This window comes from Pseudomonas sp. NY15372 (genome assembly GCF_048068215.1).
Taxonomy (GTDB): Bacteria; Pseudomonadota; Gammaproteobacteria; order Pseudomonadales; family Pseudomonadaceae; genus Aquipseudomonas; species Aquipseudomonas guariconensis_A.
Map to the genome: position 1 here is coordinate 37518 of NZ_JBLUPY010000023.1, position 21666 is coordinate 59183.

General features: G+C 64.1%; 16 protein-coding genes. 5 read left to right on the forward strand and 11 right to left on the reverse strand.

What is annotated here, in order from left to right; all coding sequences use genetic code 11:
- Positions 1-503: 503 nt before the first annotated feature.
- Both ACNFG0_RS16015 and ihfB read right to left on the reverse strand, forming a co-directional pair.
- A complete protein-coding gene (locus ACNFG0_RS16015) occupies positions 504-767 on the reverse strand; it encodes a LapA family protein (RefSeq protein WP_196145753.1) in 264 nt (87 codons plus the stop codon).
- 20 nt (positions 768-787) lie between these two features.
- Positions 788-1090: an integration host factor subunit beta gene (gene ihfB / locus ACNFG0_RS16020; protein ID WP_196145752.1), complete on the reverse strand. Its 303-nt coding sequence runs from the start codon at positions 1088-1090 to the stop codon at positions 788-790.
- A 618-nt stretch (positions 1091-1708) separates the two neighbouring features.
- Here ihfB and ACNFG0_RS16025 point away from each other — a divergent pair.
- Positions 1709-2164: an REP-associated tyrosine transposase gene (locus ACNFG0_RS16025; protein WP_416765580.1), complete on the forward strand. Its 456-nt coding sequence runs from the start codon at positions 1709-1711 to the stop codon at positions 2162-2164.
- A gap of 456 nt (positions 2165-2620) precedes the next feature.
- Here ACNFG0_RS16025 and rpsA read toward each other — a convergent pair whose 3' ends face one another.
- The 7 genes from rpsA to mtnA all read right to left on the reverse strand — a co-directional run bounded on the left by rpsA (position 2621) and on the right by mtnA (position 14481).
- Positions 2621-4297, reverse strand: coding sequence for a 30S ribosomal protein S1 (gene rpsA / locus ACNFG0_RS16030; RefSeq protein WP_084854918.1), 1677 nt, complete (start codon positions 4295-4297; stop codon positions 2621-2623).
- 124 nt (positions 4298-4421) lie between these two features.
- Entirely contained in the window at positions 4422-5108 is a 687-nt protein-coding gene (cmk, locus tag ACNFG0_RS16035) for a (d)CMP kinase (protein WP_196145751.1), read from the reverse strand.
- Entirely contained in the window at positions 5105-7312 is a 2208-nt protein-coding gene (locus ACNFG0_RS16040) for a bifunctional prephenate dehydrogenase/3-phosphoshikimate 1-carboxyvinyltransferase (protein WP_328311697.1), read from the reverse strand. Before ACNFG0_RS16040 ends, cmk begins: the two co-directional genes overlap by 4 nt.
- Positions 7313-7924: 612 nt before the next feature.
- Complete coding sequence (gene pheA / locus ACNFG0_RS16045) at positions 7925-9019, reverse strand: prephenate dehydratase (protein ID WP_084854915.1); 1095 nt, start codon at positions 9017-9019, stop codon at positions 7925-7927.
- A complete protein-coding gene (gene serC, locus ACNFG0_RS16050) occupies positions 9019-10104 on the reverse strand; it encodes a 3-phosphoserine/phosphohydroxythreonine transaminase (protein ID WP_196145749.1) in 1086 nt (361 codons plus the stop codon). Before serC ends, pheA begins: the two co-directional genes overlap by 1 nt.
- Before the next feature lie 242 nt (positions 10105-10346).
- Positions 10347-13115 carry a DNA gyrase subunit A gene (gyrA, locus tag ACNFG0_RS16055; protein ID WP_416765582.1) on the reverse strand — a complete coding sequence of 923 codons (2769 nt, stop codon included), beginning with the start codon at positions 13113-13115 and terminating at the stop codon, positions 10347-10349.
- Between the two features lie 289 nt (positions 13116-13404).
- Positions 13405-14481, reverse strand: coding sequence for an S-methyl-5-thioribose-1-phosphate isomerase (mtnA, locus tag ACNFG0_RS16060; RefSeq protein ID WP_196155930.1), 1077 nt, complete (start codon positions 14479-14481; stop codon positions 13405-13407).
- A 109-nt stretch (positions 14482-14590) separates the two neighbouring features.
- On the opposite strand from mtnA, the gene ACNFG0_RS16065 reads away from it, so the two are divergent.
- From ACNFG0_RS16065 to ACNFG0_RS16080, 4 genes are all read left to right on the forward strand, one after another.
- On the forward strand, positions 14591-15913 hold the full coding sequence (locus ACNFG0_RS16065; RefSeq protein ID WP_416765584.1) for a TRZ/ATZ family hydrolase: 1323 nt from the start codon (positions 14591-14593) through the stop codon (positions 15911-15913).
- A 61-nt stretch (positions 15914-15974) separates the two neighbouring features.
- Positions 15975-16673 (forward strand): bifunctional 2-polyprenyl-6-hydroxyphenol methylase/3-demethylubiquinol 3-O-methyltransferase UbiG, encoded by a 699-nt coding sequence (ubiG, locus tag ACNFG0_RS16070; protein ID WP_416765585.1) that lies wholly within the window; start codon positions 15975-15977, stop codon positions 16671-16673.
- 2 nt (positions 16674-16675) lie between these two features.
- Entirely contained in the window at positions 16676-17347 is a 672-nt protein-coding gene (gene mupP / locus ACNFG0_RS16075) for an N-acetylmuramic acid 6-phosphate phosphatase MupP (RefSeq protein WP_196145744.1), read from the forward strand.
- 63 nt (positions 17348-17410) lie between these two features.
- On the forward strand, positions 17411-18151 hold the full coding sequence (locus ACNFG0_RS16080; RefSeq protein WP_196155932.1) for a YciK family oxidoreductase: 741 nt from the start codon (positions 17411-17413) through the stop codon (positions 18149-18151).
- Between the two features lie 99 nt (positions 18152-18250).
- Here the strand turns inward: ACNFG0_RS16080 and ACNFG0_RS16085 are convergent, their stop codons facing one another.
- Positions 18251-19036 carry a TenA family transcriptional regulator gene (locus ACNFG0_RS16085; protein ID WP_196145742.1) on the reverse strand — a complete coding sequence of 262 codons (786 nt, stop codon included), beginning with the start codon at positions 19034-19036 and terminating at the stop codon, positions 18251-18253.
- Between the two features lie 43 nt (positions 19037-19079).
- Positions 19080-21536 (reverse strand): EAL domain-containing protein, encoded by a 2457-nt coding sequence (locus ACNFG0_RS16090; RefSeq protein ID WP_416765587.1) that lies wholly within the window; start codon positions 21534-21536, stop codon positions 19080-19082.
- Positions 21537-21666 lie beyond the last annotated feature (130 nt).

A 21666-nucleotide genomic window follows, 5' to 3' on the forward strand; every position in this document is an offset into this window, starting at 1 on the left:
GATGCAGTTACAGCGTAGATTTCCCATGTTGGCGTAGGACGCTTCCTAGATTGTTTGGTGGGTGTTTGTCATGGGCGGCTGAGTGGTGTGGCGGTTCGATTTGTTTTGCGATTGGGCAGGGGGCGATATTGATGCTGCCTGGCAAGGGCTTCGCCCTTGATCGCGGGACAAGCCCGCTCCCACAGAGGTGCGTTGTTCTCTGTATCAGCGCAGGCCGAAAGGCTGGGTGATCTACCACAGAGGATCAGCACCGGCTGTTTGTTCTCTGCGCGACAGCGCAGCTCAAAGGGCTGGGTGATCTCCCATAAGAGCAGCGTTAGCCGTTGGTTTTCTGCTTGGAAGCGCAGCCGAAGGGGTGGGTTGTCTTTCAGGGGGCAGCGCTAGAGAGTGCAGGAAGTCTTTGATTGATGGGGAATTGTGGGGCCAGGGGAATGTTGGGGGATGGGAGAGGCCAAGCCCGCACCCACGGAGTCGAGGTGGGTTTGGGCTGTGCGGGAGGTGTGTCAGTTACCGGACAGGGCGGCCTGGCGGGCGGAGGCGCGGATTTTGCGCTTACTGCGCAGCACGCCGTAGGCGCCGAGCAGTGGGCCGACGGCGAGGCCGATGACCAGGGCTGCGATGACCAATACGGCGACTGGGACGGCGGGGGCGGCCCAGCCGAACAGGACCAGGGAGACAGTTTGCTGGTTCTCCAAAACGAAGAACAGCACCACGGCCGCCAACAGCAGCACGAACAACGCCGCCAAGGCGCGCTTGAGGTTACGCATCAGACTGCTCCTTCTGCCCCTCAGGTGTGGGCGTGTTCTTGTTCGTCTTCGTTAACGCGGTCACGCAGTTCCTTGCCGGGCTTGAAGTGCGGTACGTACTTGCCTTCAAGGCTCACCGACTGGCCGGTCTTGGGGTTGCGACCTACGCGGGGTGAGCGGTAGTGCAAGGAAAAGCTGCCAAAGCCGCGGATCTCGATGCGATCGCCGGTGGCCAGGCATTGGGACATCTGTTCAAGCATGGTCTTGATGGCCAACTCCACGTCCTTGGACGAGAGCAGCCCTTGATGGGTGACAATACGTTCGATCAGCTCCGACTTCGTCATATTTTTCCCTTCGTTATCAAGCAGCTAGATCATTGCTTAACCAGTTTGTAGCACGCTCTGGGAGATTTGAACAGGGTGGATCTTGACTTGATAAAAAAATTCAAGATTGGGTGAGCGCGGCTTGAGGGGTGCGGGGGATTTGAGATCGGGCGCCGCGTTCGCCGTGGTAGCGTCGGCGCCAGGGAGATCGAGTGCCGCGTTCGCCGTGACAGTGTCGGCGCCTGTGAGATCGAGCGCCGCCCGCGCGGCGCATCGCGAGCTGCGCTCGCTCCTACGTTTGTTTCGGGCCAGTTCATCCTGTGGGGTTTTCGCGCGGACGCCTTGGAGTTTGACGCGATATCGTGTCGTACGAACCAGGCGGTCGCGCGCGCCTGTCGCAGGCGGAACTGCCCAAAACAAACGTAGGAGCGAGCGCAGCTCGCGATGCGCGCCGCGTGGGCGGCGCGCGATTTGCGCAACACCACAAAACCCACGCCAATCACCCCAGGCCACCCCGCAACCTCATGCCGTACAGCTGTTACATCCGACGGTTATTTACAAGCAGCAAACCTCCATCGGGTCGAGGCCTGCATGGGCTGGCTACGCTGATCGAACACATACTCGCTCAAGGATGAATCAATGTCTAACCCTCATGGCTACAGGCTGCGCCGCGCAAGATGCTCGGTGCCAGGTAGGCTCTACATGCTGACCACCGTCACTCATCACCGCCAGCCTTTGTTTCACAACCTCTATTTTGCAAGATTGGTCATTCAGCACCTTCGCTACGCGGAAGAACAACACCACTGCCGATCACTGACCTGGGTCGTGATGCCAGACCATGTGCATTGGTTGATTGAATTGAAAGAAGTGACGCTTGGCGCACTCATGCAACGCTTCAAATGCCAGTCCAGCAATGCACTGCACAAGGCCGGAGCAAAAGCAGGGCCGGTCTGGCAGGCAGGCTATTACGACCGAGCCTTGCGTCGGGATGAGGATGTTTGCAAGGTTGCGAGATACATCGTTGCCAATCCGGTAAGGGCAGGACTGGTGGCTAGTGTTGGTGATTATCCACATTGGGATGCGGTGTGGCTTTAGGGGTATGGCGGTAGAAGGGCGGCGGCCGGTGAGATCGGGCGCCGCGTTCGCCGTGGTAGCGTCGGCGCCAGGGAGATCGAGCGCCGTGTTCGCCGTGACAGTGTCGGCGCCTGTGAGATCGAGCGCCGCCCGCGCGGCGCATCGCGAGCTGCGCTCGCTCCTACGTTTATTTCGGGCGAAGTATTTCTGTGGGATTTTCGCGCGGACGCTTTGGCGCCTGACGCAATTTCGTGTCGTACGAACCAGGCGGTCGCGCGCGCCTGTTACAGGCGTTACTGGCCCGAAACAAACGTAGGAGCGAGCGCAGCTCGCGATGCGCCGCGCGGGCGGCGCTCGATCTCACAGGCGACAACGCCCTCACGGCGGACACCTCTCCACCATCACGCTATCTCGCCATCCCAATAAAAAAAAGGGGCGACCCGAAGGTCGCCCCTTTTTTTACCGATCAAACAGAACTTAGTTCTGCTTGGCCATAGCTTCGCGCAGCAGCGCGGCCATGGTGGTGTCGGCAGCAGCTTCCGGAGCGTTTTTCAGGCTCTGGATAGCTTCGCGCTCTTCAGCGTCGTCCTTCGACTTGATGGACAGGCTGATGACGCGGGACTTGCGGTCAACGCTGATGATCTTGGCTTCGATCTCGTCGCCTTCCTTCAGGACGTTACGCGCGTCTTCAACGCGGTCACGGCTGATTTCGGAAGCCTTCAGAGTAGCTTCGATGTCGTCGGCCAGGGTGACGATGGCGCCTTTGGCGTCAACTTCCTTGACGGTACCCTTGACGATAGCGCCCTTGTCGTTCAGAGCAACGAAGTTGGAGAACGGATCGTCTTCCAGTTGCTTGATACCCAGGGAGATACGCTCGCGCTCTGGGTCGACCGACAGGATGACGGTTTCCAGCTCGTCGCCCTTCTTGAAGCGACGTACGGCTTCTTCGCCGGACTCGTTCCAGGAGATGTCGGACAGGTGAACCAGACCGTCGATGCCGCCGTCCAGGCCAATGAAGATACCGAAGTCGGTGATCGACTTGATGGTACCGGTGATCTTGTCACCTTTGTTGAACTGGCTGGAGAAGTCTTCCCATGGGTTGGACTTGCACTGCTTGATGCCCAGGGAGATACGACGACGCTCTTCGTCGATGTCCAGAACCATGACTTCCACTTCGTCGCCAACCTGAACGACTTTCGACGGGTGGATGTTCTTGTTGGTCCAGTCCATTTCGGAAACGTGTACCAGACCTTCAACGCCTTCTTCCAGCTCAGCGAAGCAGCCGTAGTCGGTCAGGTTGGTCACGCGAGCCTGTACGCGGGTACCTTCTGGGTAGCGGGCAGTGATAGCTACCCACGGATCTTCGCCCATTTGCTTCAGACCCAGCGAAACGCGGTTGCGCTCACGGTCGAACTTCAGGACGCGAACGTCGACTTCGTCACCAACGTTGACGATTTCCGACGGGTGCTTGATGCGCTTCCAAGCCATGTCGGTGATGTGCAGCAGGCCGTCGATACCGCCCAGGTCCACGAAGGCGCCGTAGTCGGTGAGGTTCTTGACGATACCCTTGACCTGTTGGCCTTCCTGCAGGGTTTCCAGCAGGGCTTCGCGCTCGGCGCTGTTCTCGGCTTCCAGCACGCTGCGACGGGAAACGACAACGTTGTTGCGCTTCTGGTCCAGCTTGATGACCTTGAACTCCAGCTCTTTGCCTTCCAGGTGGGTGGTGTCGCGCACAGGGCGGACATCGACCAGGGAGCCCGGCAGGAACGCACGGATGCCGTTAACGTCGACAGTGAAGCCGCCCTTAACCTTACCGTTGATAACGCCCTTGACCACTTCTTCGGCGGCGAAAGCTGCTTCCAGAACAATCCAGCACTCGGCGCGCTTGGCTTTTTCACGGGACAGCTTGGTTTCGCCAAAGCCGTCTTCGACCGCGTCCAGCGCAACGTGAACTTCGTCACCGACCTTGATGGTCAGCTCGCCAGCTTCGTTGATGAACTGCTCGAGCGGGATGACGCCCTCGGACTTCAGGCCAGCGTGAACGGTAACCCAGTCGCCGTCGATGTCGACAACGATACCGGTGATGATCGCGCCCGGCTGAAGATTGAGGGTTTTCAGGCTTTCTTCAAAGAGTTCTGCAAAGCTTTCGCTCATTTTAATTCCTGTAGATTCGGGCGAAACAGACGCCCATAGCCACATTCCAGACAATGTGGGTTTCGTTCATATAAAGGAAAGCCGGCAGGACGTTGACTGGTGACCCTGCCTGCTTCCCTGGTTATCAGAGCAGATCGCGCTGGGCGAGCTCGCTCCTGATACGTTGCAACACCTGCTCGATGGACAACTCGGTGGAGTCCAGCTGGATGGCATCGGCCGCTGGTTTCAACGGGGCCACCGCACGCTGGGTGTCGCGCTCATCGCGCGCACGGATCTCATCCAGCAGACTCGCCAGACTAACATCATCGCCTTTGCCCTTCAACTGCAAATAACGACGTCGTGCGCGCTCCTCCGCACTGGCGGTGAGGAACACTTTCAAGGGCGCGTCCGGGAACACCACGGTGCCCATGTCGCGGCCATCGGCGATCAGCCCGGGGGCTTCGCGGAAGGCGCGCTGGCGCTGCAGCAGCGCTTCGCGCACCGCCGGCAGGGAGGCGACCATGGAGGCGCCGGCGCCGACTGTTTCGGTACGGATCACGTTGCTGACATCCTCACCCTCGAGAATGATCTGCTGAAGCTTACCCGGTTGTGCGGCGATGAACTGCACATCCAGATGGGCGGCCAGGGCCTTGAGCAGCTCTTCGTTGGTCAGGTCCACGCCGTGGTTGGTGGCGTTGAAGGCCAGCAGGCGATACAGGGCGCCGGAGTCCAGCAGCCTCCAGCCCAGTTCGCGGGCGAGGATGCCGGCAACGGTGCCCTTGCCCGAGCCGCTTGGCCCATCGATGGTGATGACCGGCGCTTGGGAATTCACGGCTTGCCCTCTTCTGCGACGCGGATACCGACTTCGGCGCACAGCGCCAGGAAGTTGGGGAACGAGGTGGCGACGTTGGCGCAGTCATGGATGCGGATCGGCGCGCTGGCACGCAGCGAGGCGACGCTGAAGGCCATGGCGATGCGGTGGTCGCCGTGGCCATGGACTTCGCCGCCGCCGATCTGGCCGCCGTCGATGATGATGCCGTCCGGGGTCGGCTGGCACTTCACGCCCAGGGTCAGCAGGCCGTCGGCCATGACCTGGATGCGGTCCGATTCCTTGACCCGCAGCTCCTCGGCGCCACGCAGCACGGTGCGCCCTTCGGCGCAGGCCGCGGCGACGAACAGCACTGGGAACTCGTCGATGGCCAGCGGTACGAGGGCTTCGGGAATGTCGATACCCTTGAGCTTGGCACCGCGCACGCGCAGGTCGGCCACCGGTTCGCCGCCGACTTCACGCTGGTTTTCCAGGGTGATGTCGCCGCCCATCAGGCGCAGGATGTCGATCACGCCGGTACGGGTCGGGTTGATGCCCACGTGCTCGAGCACCAGCTCCGAGCCTTCGGCGATGGAGGCCGCGACCAGGAAGAAGGCAGCCGAGGAGATGTCGGCCGGCACTTCGATGCGGGTGGCACTGAGCTTGCCGCCAGCCTTGAGCGAGGCCACCGGGCCATTGGTCTGCACGTCGTAGCCGAAGCCACGCAGCATGCGCTCGGTGTGGTCGCGGGTCGGGGCCGGCTCGGTGACGGTGGTGGTGCCTTCGGCGTACAGGCCGGCCAGCAGCAGGCAGGATTTCACCTGGGCACTGGCCATCGGCAGGGTGTAGTCCAGGGCCTTGAGCTTGTGGCCACCGCGGATGGTCAGCGGCGGGCGGCCTTCAGGGCCGGTCTCGACCACCGCACCCATTTCACGCAGCGGGTTGGCCACGCGGTTCATCGGGCGCTTGGACAGCGACGCGTCGCCGGTCATTGTCACGTCGAACGGCTGGCCGGCCAGCAGGCCCGACAGCAGGCGCATGGAGGTGCCGGAGTTGCCGAGGTAGATCGGCCCGGGTGGCGGCTTGAGGCCGTGCAGGCCGACGCCGTGGATGGTCACGCGGCCGTGGTGCGGGCCCTCGATGACCACACCCATGTCGCGGAAGGCCTGCAGGGTCGCCAGGGCATCCTCGCCTTCGAGGAAACCTTCGACCTCGGTGGTGCCTTCGGCCAGCGAGCCAAGCATGATCGAGCGGTGGGAAATCGACTTGTCGCCCGGAACGCGGATCCGTCCGGACAGGCGGCCACCAGGTTGGGCCAGGAAAATCAGATCGTTGGCGTTCATAGCGTCCACATAGGCCCGGCGGGCCAGGATTTTACTGAAATGCTCGCGGGCAACCCGAGCGCGGGTGAACACACCCAGCAGTTGGTGCCCGTCCCCTGCATCGACCGCGTCGCGCAAGGCGTCGAGGTCGCTGCGAAATGTATCCAGGGTGCGCAGGACAGCCTCGCGGTTGGCGAGGAAGATGTCGTGCCACATGATCGGGTCGCTGCCGGCGATTCTCGTGAAATCGCGGAAGCCTCCCGCAGCGTACCGGAAGATCTCCAGGTTTTCATTGCGCTTGGCCAGGGAATCGACCAAACCGAATGCCAGCAGGTGCGGCAGGTGGCTGGTGGCGGCCAGGACTTCGTCATGGCGTTCCACCGGCATGTGTTCCACATCGGCGTCCAGCGCACGCCATAGGCGGTCGACCAGGGCCAGGGCGGCGGGGTCGGTTTCCGGCAGCGGCGTGAGGATGACTTTGTGGCGGCGGAACAGGGTGGCGTTGGAGGCCTCTACCCCGCTCTGCTCGGAGCCGGCGATCGGGTGGCCTGGGACGAAGCGCGGCAGGCGTTCGGCGAAGGCTTCGCGGGCGGCGCGCACGACGTTGCCCTTGGCGCTGCCGACGTCGGTGATGATGGCGTCGGCCAGGTCCAGGCGCGCCAGGTGGGCGAGGACCTTTTCCATGGCCAGGATGGGCACGGCCAGTTGGATGACGTCGGCACCGACGCAGGCGGCGGCCAGGTCCGCTTCGCAGCGGTCGACCACGCCCAGGGACACGGCCAGCTTGCGCGACTGGGCGTCCAGGTCGACGCCGACCACTTCGCGGCACAGGCCGCTTTCGCGCAGGCCCTTGGCGAAGGAGCCGCCGATCAGGCCCAGGCCCACGACCACCAGGCGGCCGATGATAGGGCCGGATTTGCTTGCTGTTACATCAACCACTAGCGCGAATCCTGTTCAGAACGGCGGATGTTTAGGGGCTGCTTTGCAGCCCATCGCGGGGCGAGCCCGCTCCTACAGGGGACTGTACGCGCCCTGCGGGAGTGGGGCTGCGTTGCAGCCCATCGCCGGCAAGCCGGCTCCCACAAGGGACGTGTACGTGACCCGCGGGTGTTGGGGCTGCTTTGCAGCCCATCGCCGGCAAGCCGGCTCCCACAAGGGAACGTGTACGTGACCTTCGGGTGTTGGGGCTGCTTTGCAGCCCACCGCCGGCAAACCGGCTCCTACAGGGGACGTGTACGTGCCCTGCGGGAGTGGGGCTGTTTTGCAGCCCATCGCCGGCAAGCCGGCTCCTACAGGGGACGTGTACGTACCTGCGGGAGTGGGGCTGCTTTGCAGCCCATCGCCGGCAAGCCGGCTCCTACAGGGGACGTGTACGTACCTGCGGGAGTGGGGCTGCTTTGCAGCCCATCGCCGGCAAGCCGGCTCCCACAAGGGCTGCACAAATCTGAAAGACTTGCACTGTACCTGTGGGAGCTGGCTTGCCAGCGATGGGGCGCGAAGCGGCCCCGGCGATCTCGATCAGAGCACCGCCTTCGGATACGAACCCAGCACCTTCAGCGCCACAGCCTCCTGGCTGATCTGCTCCAGCACCGCCTTGATCAACGGATCACGGTGGTGACCAACGAAATCGATGAAGAACACATACGTCCACTTACCGCTACGCGACGGGCGGGTCTCGATGCGGGTCAGGTCGATGCCGTTCTCGTGGAACGGCACCAACAGCTCATGCAGCGCACCCGGCTTGTTGCTCATCGACACGATGATCGAGGTCTTGTCGTCGCCGGTCGGCGGCACTTCCTGGTTGCCGATCATCAGGAAACGCGTGGAGTTGTCCGGGCGGTCCTCGATCTTCTCGGCCAGGCGGGTCAGCCCGTACAGGTTCGCCGCCATGTCGCCGGCAATGGCCGCCGAATTCCACTCGCCCTTGACCCGCTTGGCCGCCTCGGCGTTGCTGGAAACCGCCACGCGCTCGACATTCGGGTAATGGGCGTCCAGCCATTTGCGGCACTGGGCCAGCGACTGGGCGTGGGAATAGATGCGGGTGATGCTGTTGGTCTTGGTGTTCTCGCCCACCAGCAGGTGGTGGTGGATACGCAGCTCGACTTCGCCGCAAATCACCATGTCATGCTCGAGGAAGCTGTCCAGGGTATGGCTGACCGCACCCTCGGTGGAGTTTTCCACCGGCACCACACCGAAGTTGACGGCACCAGCCGCCACTTCGCGGAACACTTCGTCGATGGCCGCCATCGGGCGGCTGACCACGGCGTGGCCGAAGTGCTTCATGGCCGCAGCCTGGGTGAAGGTGCCTTCGGGGCCGAGGTAAGCGACCTTGAGCGGTTCTTCCAAGGCCAGGCAGGACGACATGATCTCGCGGAACAACCGCGCCATCTCTTCGTTGTCCAGCGGGCCCTTGTTGCGCTCCATGACGCGCTTGAGCACCGCAGCCTCACGCTCAGGGCGGTAGAACACCGGCTTCTCGCCTTCGGCCAGGGAGGCCGTCTTGACCTTGGCCACTTCCTGGGCGCAACGGGCGCGCTCGCTGATCAGCTCGAGGATCTTCTCGTCGAGGCTGTCGATGCGTACCCGCAGTGCCTTGAGTTCCTGTTCGGACATCAAGCGTGCTCCTTCTCGAATTCAGCCATATAGGCCACCAGGGCGTCGACCGCCTCCAGGCCCAGGGCGTTGTAGATGGAGGCGCGCATACCGCCGACCGAACGATGGCCCTTGAGGTTGAGCAGGCCACGGGCGTCGGCGCCGGCCAGGAAGGCTTTGTCCAGGCGCTCGTCGGCCAGGCGGAACGGCACGTTCATCCACGAACGGGCGTTGTGGCTGATCGGGTTGGTGTAGAACTCGCTGGCATCGATGAAGCCGTACAGGCGGTCTTTCTTGGCACGGTTGCGCTGCTCCATGGCCTCGACGCCGCCCTGCTCCTTGAGCCATTCGAACACCAGGCCCGAGAGATACCAGGAATAGGTGGCCGGGGTGTTGTACATCGAGCCGTTGTCGGCGGCGACCTTGTAGTCGAGCATGGTCGGGCAGCTGCTGCGGGCGTGGCCAAGCAGGTCTTCACGCACGATCACCACCACCAAGCCGCTGGGGCCGATGTTCTTCTGCGCACCGGCATAGATCAGGCCGTACTGGGACACATCGATCGGGCGCGAGAGGATGTCGGACGACATGTCCACCACCAGCGGCACGTCACCGGTTTCCGGCACCCAGTCGAACTGCAGGCCACCGATGGTCTCGTTGGACGCATAGTGGACGTAGGCAGCGTTGTGGGTCAGGTTCCACTCGTTCTGGCCCGGGATGGCCAGGTAGTCGTAGGGCTTGGCGCTGGCGGCGACGTTGACGTGGCCGAAGCGACGCGCTTCCTCGATGGCCTTCTTCGACCAGATACCGGTCTCGATGTAGTCGGCAGTGCCGCTTTCGGGCAGCAGGTTCAGCGGGATCTCGGCGAACTGCTGGCTGGCGCCGCCCTGGAGGAACAGCACCTTGTAGTTGGAGGGGATGGACAGCAGGTCGCGCAGGTCCTGCTCGGCCTTCTCGGCGATGGCCACGTAGTCGTCGCTGCGATGGCTCATTTCCATCACCGACAAGCCCTTGCCACGCCAGTCCAGCATTTCGGCCTGGGCACGCTGCAGGACAGCGTCTGGAAGCGCGGCAGGGCCTGCGCAGAAGTTAAAGGCTCGTTTGCTCACATCCACTCTCGCTCTGCCAAATGGTACAAATTCTTAATTCGGTACCAACCAGTTAAAACTGTGTCGCCTACCATGGGCCTGCTTTGCAGGCCATCGCCGGCAAGCCAGCTCCCACAGGGAAGCTCGCGCTGAACCTGTAGGAGCCCGGCTTGCCGGCGATGGGCCGCGCAGCGGCCCCAATGGCCTGGCCTAATCAGTCAAACGGGGCAACCTTGGTCGCCCCGCTCGGGTTTTACGCTTGCTTACTCCTGCTGGGCCTCTTCGGCGCCAGCAGCTTCATCATTGTCTGGCGCTTCGGCCTCGACGCCCTCCTCGTCCCCGTCGAGCAGCTCGTCGAGTTCTTCCTCCGACGGCTCTTGGATACGCTCCAGGCCCACCAGTGTCTCGTCGGTGGCCAGCTTGATCAGCGTCACACCCTGGGTGTTACGGCCCAGGCTGGACACCTCGCCGACGCGGGTGCGCACCAAGGTGCCCTGGTCGGAGATCAGCATGATCTCCTCGCCTTCCTGCACCTGGATGGCGCCGATCAGCAGGCCGTTGCGCCCCTTGGTACCCATGGCGATGACGCCCTGGCCACCACGGCCGCGACGCGGGAACTTGGACAGCGGGGTCCGCTTGCCGAAGCCACGCTCGGAGGCGGTGAGGATCTGCGCGCCGGACTCTGGGATCAGCATGGAAATCACCTGCTGGCCCTTGCCCAGCTTCATGCCGCGTACACCACGGGCGGTACGGCCCATTTCACGCACCACGCTCTCGGCGAAGCGGATCACCTTGCCGGCGTCGGAGAACATCATGACTTCCTTGGCGCCGTCGGTGATGGCCGCGGCGATCAGGGTGTCGCCTTCCTTGAGCTTCAGGGCGATCAGGCCGCTGGTACGCGGACGAGCGAACTGGGCCAGCGGGGTCTTCTTGACGGTACCGAAGGCAGTAGCCATGAAGATATAAGCGCCGGTCGGCTCGGCTACCCACTCAGGGGTGTCGCCATCTTCCTCGTCGACTTCCTCGGCCTCGATCACTTCCCCTTCGAGCACGGTGTCGTCGTCCTCCAGCTCTTCGTCGCTGTCGGCGTTCTGCTGCAGGGCCTCGAGGTCGATCTGCAGCATGGCGGTGATGCGTTCACCCTCTTCCAGCGGCAGCAGGTTGACCAGCGGGCGACCGCGGGCGGCGCGGGACGCTTCGGGAATTTCGTAGGTCTTGAGCCAGTACACCTTGCCCTTGCTGGAGAACAGCAGCAGGGTGGCGTGGCTGTTGGCGACCAGCAGGTGCTCGATGTAGTCCTCATCCTTCACGCCGGTGGCCGACTTGCCCTTGCCACCGCGGCGCTGGGCCTGGTAGGCGGACAACGGCTGGGTCTTGGCATAGCCGCCGTGGGAAATGGTCACCACGCGCTCTTCTTCGGGGATCATGTCGCCGTAGCTGAGGTCGTGGGTGGCGTTGAGGATCTCGGTGCGACGGGCATCGCCGTATTCGGCGCGGATCGCCTCGAGTTCTTCGCGGATCACTTCCATCAGCCGCTCGGCGCTGCTGAGGATGCGGATCAGTTCGCCGATCTGCTCGAGGATCTCCTGGTACTCGGCCAGCAGCTTCTCGTGCTCCAGGCCGGTCAGGCGGTGCAGGCGCAGGTCCAGGATGGCCTGGGCCTGTTCTGGCGACAGGTAGTACTTGCCGTCACGCAGGCCGTACTGCTCCGGAAGGTCTTCCGGGCGGCACGAGTCGGCGCCGGCGCGCTCGACCATGACCTGCACGGCGCTGGATTCCCAGGCGGTGCTGACCAGCGCTTCCTTGGCCTCGGACGGGGTCGGCGAGGCCTTGATCAGGGCGATGACCGGGTCGATGTTGGACAGCGCGACCGCCTGGCCTTCGAGGATATGGCCACGCTCGCGGGCCTTGCGCAGCTCGAACACGGTACGGCGGGTCACCACTTCGCGGCGGTGACGGACGAACGCTTCGAGCAGGTCCTTGAGGTTGAGCAGGCGTGGGCGGCCGTCGATCAGGGCGACCATGTTGATGCCGAACACGCTCTGCAGCTGGGTCTGCGCGTAGAGGTTGTTGAGCACCACCTCCGGCACCTCGCCGCGACGCAGCTCGATGACGATGCGCATGCCGTCCTTGTCGGACTCGTCGCGCAGCTCGGTGATGCCTTCGATCTTCTTCTCTTTGACCAGCTCGGCGATCTTCTCGATCAGCCGCGCCTTGTTCAGTTGGTACGGCAGCTCGGTGACGACGATCTGCTGGCGACCGCCGGCCTTGTCCTTGTCGATGTCCTCGATTTCGGAACGGGCGCGCATATAGATGCGGCCACGGCCGGTACGGTAGGCCTCGATGATGCCCTGGCGGCCGTTGATCAGGCCTGCGGTAGGGAAGTCGGGGCCGGGGATGAACTGCATCAGCTCGTCGATCGACACCTCAGGGTTGTCGATCAGCGCCAGGCAACCGTCGATGACCTCGCCCAGGTTGTGCGGCGGGATGTTGGTCGCCATGCCCACGGCGATACCGCTGGAACCGTTGACCAGCAGGTTGGGAATCTTGGTCGGCATGACCGCCGGGATCTGCTCGGTGCCGTCATAGTTGGGCACCCAGTCGACGGTTTCCTTGTGCAGGTCGGCCAGCAGCTCGTGGGCCAGCTTGGCCATGCGCACTTCGGTGTATCGCATGGCCGCGGCGTTGTCGCCGTCCACCGAACCGAAGTTGCCCTGGCCGTCGACCAGCAGGTAGCGCAGCGAGAACGGCTGCGCCATGCGCACGATGGTGTCATAGACCGCCGTGTCGCCGTGGGGGTGGTACTTACCGATGACGTCACCGACCACACGGGCGGATTTCTTGTACGGCTTGTTCCAGTCGTTGCCCAGTTCGCTCATCGCGTAGAGAACGCGGCGATGCACGGGCTTCAAGCCGTCACGCGCATCGGGCAGTGCACGCCCGACAATCACGCTCATCGCGTAGTCGAGGTAAGACTGTCTCAGTTCGTCTTCGATATTGACCGGGAGGATTTCTTTGGCCAGTTCGCCCATGAGAAGCCTGATTCCTTTTTCTGGTGAAACTTCGTCGTTTCCCTCGTAGGACGAACGAAGCTCGTCGCCGCAACGCACAGTGGTGCGACGACTTACGACAAATCAATGAGTTGAGCCATGGATCTGCGCAATGAAGGCCGCTTCAACGAGCGGGCCTGGAAACTGTCGGATGGTATCACAAAGGCGGGATGCGTGGGAGATATGGCAGGGGTCGGATTGAATGCTGTGTCGCCTGGGAGATCGCGCGGCGCGCGATCTCAAAACCGACAAATCGCCCCCGCCCTACACCTCAATGCAACCGCTTGCGACAGATCAACTGGGCGATCTTGGCCGTATCGGGCCGCTCGACCACGCCGCGTTCGGTCACGATCACATCGACCAGGTCAGCCGGAGTCACATCGAATACCGGGTTGCACACTTCGACTTCGGCCGCGACCCGGTTGCCGCCCACATCCAGCAATTCATCGGCTTCGCGCTCTTCCAGCGGGATATCCTCACCGGTGGCCAGGTTCAGGTCGATGGTGGTGCTCGGCGCCACCACCATGAAGCGCACGCCATGGTGCATGGCAGCCACGGCCAGCTGGTAGGTGCCGATCTTGCCGGCCACGTCGCCGTTGGCGGCGATGCAGTCGGCACCGACCACCACCCAGGTGATGCCCTTGGTCTTCATCAGGTGGGCCATGGCCGAGTCGGCGCACAGGGTCGCCGGGATGCCTTCGTGGGCCAGCTCCCAGGCGGTCAGGCGCGAGCCGTGCAGCCACGGGCGGGTCTCGCCGGCGTACACCCGCTCGACCATGCCTTCCAGGTAGGCCGCCCGGATCACGCCCAGCGCGGTGCCGAAACCGCCGCTGGCCAGGGCACCGGCGTTGCCGTAGGTGAGCAGGGTCTGGGCGTTGCCCTGGTGCCGGCGAATCAGCTCGATGCCATGCTGAGCCATGGTCAGGTTCGCTTCGCGGTCGCTTTCGTGGATGGCCATCGCCTCGGCCTCCATCACCGCCAGCACGTCCTCGTCGGCACGCAGCCGCTGCAGGCGTTCGCGCATGCGGTTGAGCGACCAGAACAGGTTGGCCGCGGTGGGGCGGGCCTCGGCCAGGGCGAGGAAGTCTTCTTCCAGCGCATGCTCCCAATCCTCGCCCTCGGCCAGGCGCTGGCGCACGGCAAGCACCAGGCCATAGGCGGCGCTGATGCCGATGGCCGAGGCCCCGCGCACCGCCATCTGGCGGATCGCCTCGACCACCGCGTCCACGTCGGTGCAGGCCAGCCAGTGCTCACGCGCAGGCAGCAGGCGCTGGTCGAGCAGACGCAAGGTGCCATCCCGCCACTGGATGCCGGTCACCTTCTCCGCCGCCAAAAGTCGCTCGCGCATCGCCTCTCCCCGTCGTTCGCTGATCAAAAGCGGCCGATTATAGCGAGCCTCTGTCACGGGCGCTCGGGTATACTGCGCGTTCTATTTAACAGAACCAGGTGCCCCACGCATGCCCACAGCCCCCTCCCCCCTTGACCTGCTGCTCGTGCCGAGCTGGCTGGTCCCCGTGGAGCCGGCCGGGGTGGTGCTCAAGGAACACGCGCTGGGCATCCGCGACGGCCTGATCGCCTGGCTTGGCCCACGCGACCGGGCGCCCGCAGCGCGGGAGGTGCGCGAGCTGCCCGATTGCCTGCTGTGTCCGGGGCTGATCAACGCCCACGGCCATGCGGCCATGACTTTGCTGCGCGGCTTGGCCGACGACCTGCCGCTGATGACCTGGCTCAAGGAGCACATCTGGCCAGCCGAAGGGCGCTGGGTCGACGAAGCCTTCGTGCGCGACGGCACAGACCTGGCCATCGCCGAGATGCTCAAGGGCGGCGTCACCTGCTTCGCCGACATGTATTTCTTCCCCCGGGAGGTCTGCGACCGAGTGCACCGCAGCGGTATCCGCGCGCAAATCGCCGTGCCGTTGCTGGACGTTCCCATCCCCGGCGCCCGCACCCCCGACGAAGGCCTGCACCTGGCCATCGAGCTGTTCGACGACCTGCGCCACCACCGGCGCATCAGCGTCGCCCTCGGGCCGCACGCGCCTTATACCGTCAGCGACGAGAACCTGGAAAAGATCCGCGTCATCGCCGACCAGCTGGATGCACCGCTGCACATGCACATCCACGAGACCGCCGGCGAAGTCGAGCAGGCCGTGGCCGACAGCGGCGAGCGCCCGCTGGCGCGCCTGGCCCGCCTGGGGTTGCTGGGCCCACGCCTGCAGGCGGTGCACATGACCCAGGTCAGCGACGAAGACCTGGCCCTGCTGGTAGAAAGCGACACCAGCGTGGTGCATTGCCCGGAATCGAACCTCAAGCTGGCCAGCGGCTTCTGCCCGGTGGAACGCCTGTGGCAGGCCGGCGTCAATGTGGCAGTGGGCACCGATGGCGCGGCCAGCAACAACGACCTGGACCTGCTCGGCGAAACCCGAACCGCGGCCCTGCTGGCCAAGGCGGTGGCCGGTTCCGCCACGGCCCTGGACGCCCACCGGGCGCTGCGCATGGCCACCCTAAACGGCGCCCGCGCTTTAGGCCTTGAGGCCGTCACCGGCTCGCTGGAGCTGGGCAAGGCTGCGGACCTGGTGGCCTTCGACCTGTCGGGGTTGGCCCAGCAGCCGGTGCACGACCCGGTCTCGCAACTGATCTACGCCACCGGCCGCGACTGCGCGCGGCACGTCTGGGTCGCCGGCCAGCCACTGCTCGACGACCGCTGCCTGACCCAGATGGACGAACCGGCCCTGACGGCCACCGCCCGCGCCTGGGGCGCGCGCATCGCAGGCAACGAATGACCGGCTGCCAGCCTAGGCTGGCGCCAGTAGCACTTTTATCGAAGATTCAGAGGACTGTTCCATGAGCAACGTCGACCACGCCGAAATCGCCAAGTTCGAAGCCCTGGCCCACCGCTGGTGGGACCGCGAGAGCGAGTTCAAGCCGCTGCACGACATCAACCCGCTGCGGGTCAACTGGATCGACGAGCGCGTGGGCCTGGCCGGCAAGAAGGTGCTGGACGTGGGCTGCGGCGGCGGCATCCTCAGCGAGGCCATGGCCCTGCGCGGTGCCAACGTCACAGGCATCGACATGGGCGAGGCGCCGTTGGCGGTCGCGCAGTTGCACCAGCTGGAGTCGGGCGTGGAAGTGGAGTACCGGCGCATCACCGCCGAGGACATGGCCGAGGAAATGGCCGGCCAGTTCGACGTGGTCACCTGCCTCGAGATGCTCGAGCACGTGCCGGACCCGTCCTCGGTGATCCGCGCCTGCCATCGCCTGGTCAAGCCCGGCGGCCAGGTATTCTTCTCCACCATCAACCGCAACCCCAAGGCCTACCTGCTGGCCATCGTCGGCGCCGAATACATCCTCAAGATGCTGCCGCGCGGTACCCATGACTTCAAGAAGTTCATCCGCCCGTCCGAGCTGGGGGCCTGGAGCCGCGTCGCAGGGCTTGAGGTGAAGGACATCATCGGCCTGACCTACAACCCGCTGACCAAGCACTACAAGCTCAGCAGCGACGTGGACGTCAACTACATGATCCAGACCCTGCGCGAGGAATGAGCATGCGTTTGCGAGCCGTACTCTTCGACATGGATGGCACCCTGCTGGACACCGCGCCAGACTTCATCGCCATCTGCCAGGCCATGCTGGCCGACCGCGGCCTGCCGGCCATCGACGACCAGCGCATCCGCGACGTGATTTCCGGCGGCGCCCGCGCCATGGTCGCGGCCACCTTCGCCATGGACCCGGACGCCGAAGGCTTCGAAGCCCTGCGCCTGGAGTTCCTGGAGCGCTACCAGCGCGACTGCGCCGTGCACAGCAAGCTGTTCGACGGCATGGCCGAACTGCTCGAGGACATCGAGAAAGGTAACCTGCTGTGGGGCGTGGTCACCAACAAGCCGGTGCGCTTCGCCGAGCCGATCATGCAGCGCCTGGGCCTGGCCGAGCGCTCGGCCCTGCTGATCTGCCCGGACCACGTGAAAAACAGCAAGCCCGACCCCGAACCGCTGATCCTGGCCTGCAAGACCCTGGACCTGGACCCGGCCAGCGTCTTGTTCGTGGGCGACGACCTGCGCGACATCGAGTCCGGCCGCGACGCCGGCACCCGCACGGCGGCGGTGCGCTATGGCTATATTCATCCACAGGACAACCCCAACAACTGGGGCGCCGATGTGGTGGTGGACCACCCGCTGGACCTGCGCAAGGTGATCGACAGCGCCCTGTGCGGCTGCTGACCTGACCGACCGACACCGCTCCCCAAAGGGCTCGCGTCGCTTCACAGATACAGGGAATACACAATGTTCGACTACACCGCCCGCCCAGACCTGCTCAAAGGCCGGATCATCCTGGTCACCGGCGCCGGCCGTGGCATCGGTGCCGCCGCCGCCAAGGCCTATGCCGCCCTGGGCGCCACGGTGCTGCTGCTGGGCAAGACCGAGGCCAACCTCAACGAGGTGTACGACCAGATCGAGGCCGCCGGCCACCCGCAACCGGTGGTGATCCCGTTCAACCTGGAAACCGCCCTGCCCCACCAGTACGACGAGCTGGCGGTGATGATCGAGGACCAGTTCGGGCGCCTCGACGGGCTGCTCAACAACGCCTCGATCATCGGCCCGCGTACGCCGCTGGAGCAGCTCTCGGGCGACAATTTCATGCGTGTGATGCACATCAACGTCAACGCCACCTTCATGCTCACCAGCACCCTGCTGCCGCTGCTCAAGCTGTCCGAGGACGCCTCGGTGGTGTTCACCTCCAGCAGCGTCGGGCGCAAGGGCCGCGCGTACTGGGGTGCCTATGGGGTTTCGAAGTTCGCCACCGAGGGCCTGATGCAGACCCTGGCCGACGAACTGGAAGGCGTGGCGCCGGTGCGCGCCAACAGCATCAACCCGGGCGCAACCCGCACGGCCATGCGTGCCCAGGCCTACCCGAGCGAGAACCCGCAGAACAACCCGCTGCCTGAAGAGATCATGCCGGTGTACCTGTACCTGATGGGGCCGGACAGCACCGGGGTGAATGGGCAGGCGTTCAACGCTCAATAAGGGCTCTGCCTGGGCTGATGCAATCGCCGGCAAGCCGGCTCCCACCCCGATCGTGCCATTCAGGAACCCGTGGGAGCCGGCTTGCCGGCGATTGGGCCGTCAGCCTGCCGCCAATGCGGGCCTCATCCGCCCTTGCTGGCGATTTTCCAGCTGCATGCACCGCTCAAGGAAGAGGAACATGCAGTCATAGCTTTTGCAGATGGTCCTGCGCAGCTCGTTCCTCAGCCCCAAGGTCGGGTTCTCCCCGGCCAGCGTGCAAATGATCTCCAGCGCCTCCCAGGGGTGCGCATCATCGTACTGGGCATGCAATTTCAGCCACTTCATCGCCCGCTTGCGAATCGCGTCTGGGAACCCTTGGGCATAGGTGTCGGTCGAGCACACCAAAGCCGCCCACTCACCCGTCGCGCCTTCGATGGCGTAGTTGGTGGCGGCCATCGACAGCGCCAGCGACTCGGTGGCGCACACCCGCCAGCACCAGTCGTTGAGGCCATTGAGCTCCGGCGGCACCTCCTGGGCCTGCAGGTCGGCCAGGCTCACGCCATGGGCCTGGCACCAGTGCAGCCAGTAGTCGGCATGGTTGAGTTCGACGCGGATGTTGCGCATCAGCCAGCGCCGCGCCATGTCCTCGCCGGGGTGGCGGGCATAGCGGGTCTTGGTGATGTTGTGGGCCATGTACAGGGAGAACTGCTCGACCACCGGCCAGCCACCGATCAGGTACTGGCGAATGGTCTGCTGCTTGAGCTCGCCATCGCGCAGGCGCTGGTAGAACTCATGTTCCACCACCCGCCGCTTGCTTTCGCGGCAGTCTTCGAGCAGTTGCTGGGCCCAGGCGGGGTAGCTTGCAGGGTCCATCAGAGGACCGATCCGAACGAATGTATCAATCACTTTCAAGCTCCTTGAATCACGTGATCATCCGGACGGCTCCTTTTTAACGAAAGGTCCCAGGCGCCCGGTGCAACAGGGGCCTTGCGGCTATTCGTTGGCGCTGCAGGCTGTCGCAGGTGAACACCTGCGGCCGCTCGATGAGGTAACCCTGGGCATAATCCACGCCGATCTCCTGCAACGCCTGTTCGATCAACGGCGTCTCGACGAACTCGGCGATGGTCCGCTTGCCCATGACATGGCCGATGTGATTGATCACCTCGACCATGGCGCGGTTGATGGGGTCATCGAGCATGTCTTTGACGAAACTTCCGTCGATCTTCAAGAAGTCTACAGGCAGATGTTTCAAGTACGCGAATGACGACATCCCGGCACAGAAGTCGTCCAGGGAGAACTTGCAACCCAGGCCCTTCAATTCGTTGATGAAGCGAATGGCACTGCCCAGGTTGGCGATTGCGCTGGTCTCGGTTATTTCGAAACACACCAGCCGCGGCGGTATGCAGAACTCCTCGAACAAGCGCTGCAGGTACTCCAGGAACTTGTCGTCGCCGATGCTCGAGCCCGACAGGTTGATGGCGCACATCGCCAGAGGCCCATCACGGCCTTCGTCCAGCGCCTGGCGAATAATTTGGAACACGTTGCGCACCACCCAGCGGTCCAGGGCGGTCATCATGCCGTAGCGCTCGGCGGCGGGGATGAAGCTGCTGGGCAGGATGGTACGGCCGCTTTCGTCATGCAGGCGCAGCAGGATCTCCAGGTGCCCCGGCCCTTCGATGGCGGTCAGCGGGGCGATCTCCTGGGCATACAAGCAGAAGCGGTTTTCCTCCAGGGCCACGTGCAGGCGCTGGATCCAGGCCATCTCGCCGAAGCGCAGGGACAGCTCGCTATCGTCGGGGTGGTACACCTGCACCCGGTTGCGCCCCTTCTCCTTGGCCATGTAGCAGGCCATGTCGGCAGCACGCAGGGAGGCCTCCAGCGTGCCGGCCGGCTGGGCGAGGTGCACCAGGCCGACGCTCACGGTGGTGACGAAGGGCCGGCCCTTCCACACGAAATGCAGGGTCTGCACAGCCTGGCGCAGTTGCTCGGCGATGCGCTCGGCCTGCTCCGGCGGGCAGTTTTCCAGCAACACGCCGAATTCGTCGCCGCCCAGGCGCGCCAGGGTGTCGCCTTCGCGCAGGCCCGCCTGCAGCACCGCGCAGATATGCCGCAACAGCTCGTCGCCGGCGGCATGGCCGCTGGTGTCGTTGACCAGTTTGAACTGGTCCAGGTCCAGGAACATCAATGAATGCCGCCCGGCCTGGCGGGTCAGGCCGTTGAGCGCCTGTTCCAGGCGGTATTCGAACTCACGGCGATTGGCAAGGCCGGTCAAGGCATCGTGGGTCGCCTGCCAGGACAGGTTGGCGATGTACTGGCGCTCCTGGGTCATGTCGTGCAGCGCCAGCACCAGGCCAGTGACCTTGTTGTCGCTGTAGATCGGCGACCCCACCAGGTTGATCGACACCGTGCTGCCATCCAGGCGTTGGATCAGCCGGGCATGCTCGGAACCGCCCTTGAGGCTGCCGCTGAGCACCTGCTCGACCAGGGTGCGGTTGTCGTGCTCGGCATGTTCGTCCACCAGGCTGAACAACGCTGCCAGGGGCATCCCCTGGGCCTGGCCGGCCGGCCAGTGGGTGAGCAGTTCGGCGGCGGGGTTCATGTAGACGATGATGCCGTCGACATCGGTGGTGATCACCGCGTCGCCGATCGACTGCAAGGTGATCTGCGCGCGCTCGCGCTCGGCCTGTAGAGCGTGGGCGAATGCCTGGCGCTGGGCCAGCAGTTTGCTCGAACGGCGCCAGGCGATGCTGATCAAGAACAGGGCCGTGGCCAGGTTGGTGATCAGCAGCACGCGCAGCAGCATGCGTGAACCTTCTCCGAGGGCATTGCTGAAAGCCCTGGCGGCCGGCGTCACGCCTTCATTGATGGCGACGATGCGGGCCCGCCAGGCATTCACTTCGGCCGGGGTGACTTGGCCCTGGGTGAAACCTGCGCGCATTTCGTTGGCCACCACGTCCAGTTGGCGCAGGTAGTCGTCGCCGATGTCCCAGTACGCGATGGCCGTTTCCATGTAGCTGATGTGGCGGAAGTTGCGATAGAACCAGATGATCCGGGCAACGTCGTCGGGGTGGTTGCCGCCTTGCAGGATGCCTTTGCGCGCGGCCTCCTCGTCGGGGTTGGACTGGTCCAGCGCCAGGCGCAACTCGCGGTCGCCCTTGGGCACCTCGGTCGCCTGCAGGTAGCGCTGATAGGTGCGCTCGTCGCGGGTGTCGGCGTACAGGCTGAGGTAGTAGATGGCGTCTTTCTGGGCCTTGGACCACAGGCTTTCGCCCGCCACATAGGCGCGCACGGCAGACATGGCATAAAGGCTCATGCTGCCCAGCAGCACCTGGAAAATCACAACGGCGACGAAGGGCCAGGTGATGCCCAGCAACTTCGGCGCTTCGAAAGTCCGATTTCCCTTCATGTAATCCTTGTCACCGAGGCAGAAAGGCGTATGTCGACCCAGACAAGCACAGCGTAGGCCATTTGCCAGGGGTTCGACGGGTATTTTAGAGCCTGGTAGGGGCCGCTGCGCGGCCAATCGCGGGACAAGC